Source organism: Longimicrobium sp., from assembly GCF_036387355.1.
Lineage (GTDB): Bacteria > Gemmatimonadota > Gemmatimonadetes > Longimicrobiales > Longimicrobiaceae > Longimicrobium.
This window is the reverse complement of record NZ_DASVTX010000104.1, coordinates 1-2901: the sequence shown is the minus strand read 5'-3', so window position 1 is coordinate 2901 and position 2901 is coordinate 1. Positions and strand designations below refer to the sequence as shown.

2 protein-coding genes and 1 pseudogene are annotated in these 2901 nt (G+C 71.4%); all 3 read right to left on the bottom strand.

Translation table 11 applies throughout. From position 1 onward, the window contains the following. Window positions 1–335, bottom strand: a 335-nt coding sequence (locus tag VF665_RS04900; RefSeq protein ID WP_331052295.1) for a hypothetical protein, incomplete at its 3' end; no start/stop codon positions are given. Then, window positions 332–721, bottom strand: coding sequence for a BlaI/MecI/CopY family transcriptional regulator (locus VF665_RS04895; protein ID WP_331052294.1), 390 nt, complete (start codon window positions 719–721; stop codon window positions 332–334). The genes VF665_RS04900 and VF665_RS04895, both read right to left, overlap by 4 nt. Window positions 722–2639: 1918 nt before the next feature. Further along, window positions 2640–2901: pseudogene (locus VF665_RS04890) on the bottom strand (ABC transporter ATP-binding protein); the annotation flags it as partial.

Below are 2901 nucleotides of genomic sequence, written 5' to 3'. Positions count from 1 at the left end.
ACGGCGTCATCCACGGATGCGGCGCCCGGTGCGGTCGCCACGGCGTTGTCGGCGGATGCGACGGCGTCGAGGGCGGACGGCGCGCGCGCGGTGGAGGCGGACGCCGCGGCGGGGAGGATGGGCACCTCCCACGCGGGGATCAGGACGGAAAAGACCGGGAGCGCGAGCACGCACACCACGCCGACGCACCACACCATGTGCCGCACGGCCGCGGAGGCGCGCCACAGCAGGGTGGATGCGGCGGCGGTGAGGGCCAGGATGAGCGTGGCCTTGAGGGCGAGCTGGGCCAGCACCGCCAGCCACTCGGCGAGCGGAAGGGAGGTGATGGCGTTCATCGTCCCTGCTCCCGGGCCTGGGCGATCAGTTGGGAAAGAGCATCCAGCTCATCGTCCGAAGGCGGCTCTTCCGTGGTTTCCAGCAGCGAGGCCATGGCGGCCGACACGGAGCCGGCGAAGAAGGTGCGCACCACGTGCTTCATGGCCGATTCGCGCATGTCGTCCTGCGCCACGGTGGGGAAGTAGACGTGGCGGATGCCGTCCTGCGCGTGGCTCAGGTGGCCCTTGTCTTCCAGCAGGCGCAGCATGCCGCGCACGGCGGAGTAGCTGGGCGGGTCGGCGAGCGCCGCGCGGACTTCCGAGGCGCTGGCGCGGCCCAGACGATAGACCACTTCCATGATCTGCCGCTCGCGCCGGCCCAGGTCCAGAGGGGGAGTGCCTGCCATGACCGAAAGCTCCGGGTGAGGAACACCATCCAACGTGCTAATGCACTGACAGGTGTCAGTGTACTAGCACCTCTTCACGAAGTCAACACTCTTGATTGCCCTCGACAGAAAACCTGAACCCGCCGCATGGAGCGCCGAGGTGGGCGGCAGGATACCAGTGTTGCGGAGGTGCCACCGCGGCGGCGAGGGGGCGCGGGCAGCGTGGGCGACGCGGGCCGCACGAACTGGCGTCAGGCGCACCGGACCTGTCACATCCGCCGCATCGGGATTCCTCACCCGGCTCGGACTTCGGGTGTCATTCTGAGCGAGGCGCCTCGCCGTACCGTCCGTCGCACCAGACTCTGGCGCCGACCGAAGAATCCCGCGCCACCACATCCCATGCACGCCCGGTTGCGCGCCGCGCTCGGACGCTGCAGGCGCCGCGGGAGAGACTGGAGCACGCCACGCCGGCCCGCGTCTCGGCGGAAGTTTCGGTCCGGGATTCTTCAGTCGCGCAGGAACACGGTGCCGGGGAAAGCGCGGCGCACGCTCCTTCGGAATGACGCCCCGGCGCCGAGGTGGGCGGCAGGACACCAGTGCAGCGGAGGTGCCGCGCGGGGAGGCACGGGAGACGCGGGAGGCGCGTGCTGCAATCAGGCGCACCGGACCTGTCACGTCAGCCGCACGGGCATTTCTCCCCGGGCTCGGACTTCGGGTGTCATTCTGAGCGAGGCGCCTCGCGGCACCGTCCGCCACGCCAGACTCTGGCGCCGACCGAAGAATCCCGCGCCACAGGTCCGCTGCACGCCCCGCTGCGCGCCGTGCTCGGACGCTGCGGGTGCCGCGAGAGGGGCTGGAGCACGCCACGCCGGCCCGCGGCGCGGCGGACGTTTCGGTCCGGGATTCTTCAGTCGCGCAGGAACGCGGTGCCGGGGAAAGCACGGCGCACGCTCCTTCAGAATGACGCCCCGGCGCCGAGGTGGGCGGCAGGACACCAGTGCAGCGGAGGTGCCGCGCGGGGAGGCACGGGAGACGCGGGAGGCGCGTGCTGCCATCAGGCGCACCGATTCATCACGTCAGCCGCACCGGCATTTCTCCCCGGGCTCGGACTTCGGGTGTCATTCTGAGCGAGGGCCGCGCCGCACCGTCCGTCGCACCAGACTCTGGCGCCGACCGAAGAATCCCGCGCCACAGCGTCCGCTGCACGCCCGGCTGCGCGCCGTGCTCGGACGCTGCGGGGTGCGGCGGGAGAGGCTGGAGCACGCCGCGCCGGCCCGCGTCTCGGCGGCTGCTTCGGTCCGGGATTCTTCAGTCGCGCATGAACGCGGCACGGGAGAAAGCGCGGCGCACGCTCCTTCAGAATGACGCCCCGGCGCCGACGTGGGCGGCAGGACACCGGTGGCGCGGAGGTGCCGCCGCAGGCGGCTTGGGCGGGGCGAGCGGCGTATATGGCATCAGGCGCGCGGATGCGTCACATCGCCGCACCGGGACCCCCCACCCGACTCGGACTTTGAGCGTCATTCTGAGCGAGGCGCCTCGCCGGCACCGTCCGTCACACCAGACTCTGGCGCCGACCGAAGAATCCCGCGCCACAGCGTCCGCTGCACGCCCGTCTGCGCGCCGTGCTCGGACGGTGCGGGTGCGGCGGGAGAGGCTGGGGCACGCCGCGCCGGCCCGCGTCTCGGCGGCTGCTTCGGTCCGGGATTCTTCAGTCGCGCAGGAATACGGTGCCGGGGAAAGCACGGCGCACGCTCCTTCAGAATGACGCCTCAGCGCCGAGGTGGGCGGCAGGACACCGGTGACGCGGACGGCGTGGGGGCGGCGCCAACGAACTTCCTCGGAGCCGTATCAGAGGTTTCTCTGTTGGGATGCATGACGACGCGACGAAGCCCCGCCGGACGCGCCGGACGGGGCTTCGGATCGATGCGGAGGATGCGCCTCAGTCCGCGGCGGTGCGCTCGGCGGCGGACTGGCGGATGAACTGCAGTTCGTACAGCCGCGCGTACAGCCCGCCGCGGCGCAGAAGCTCGGCGTGCGTGCCGCGCTCGCGGATCTCGCCCGCGTGCAGCACCAGGATCTGGTGCGCGCTCACCACCGTCGACAGCCGGTGCGCGATCACCAGCGACGTGCGCCCGCGCATCAGCTCGTCCAGCGCTTCCTGGATCTGCGCCTCCAGCTCCGAATCCACCGAACTGGTCGCC